Annotated in this window: 1 protein-coding gene; it reads right to left on the bottom strand. The window is 47.4% G+C overall.

From position 1 onward, the window contains the following. The coding region (locus HMPREF2865_RS03935) for a zonular occludens toxin domain-containing protein (protein WP_283120628.1) at positions 1-211 on the bottom strand (211 nt) is incomplete at both ends.

The following is a 211-nucleotide window of genomic DNA, read 5'->3' as shown; positions in this document are numbered from 1 at the left end:
GATTACGTACAAATACGTCAAGCTGACTTGGGTGTTGGGTCATCAAGATAACTGTATGGCCGTAATGGCGAAGTTCGGTTAATTCTTGGATATAGGGAGGAACGGGGCGACCGGCAGCACGAACAGGATAGGTATAGTGCGCTTCATCAACAATCAAGACGGCACCTTGCGGAATAATATCTCGCAACGGTGCAGACATGATTTCTTCTTC

The organism is Neisseria sp. HMSC073G10 (genome assembly GCF_001812605.1).
Lineage (GTDB): Bacteria > Pseudomonadota > Gammaproteobacteria > Burkholderiales > Neisseriaceae > Neisseria > Neisseria subflava_A.
Note: the sequence above shows the minus strand (reverse complement) of the source record. Positions and strands in the feature narration are given on the sequence as shown.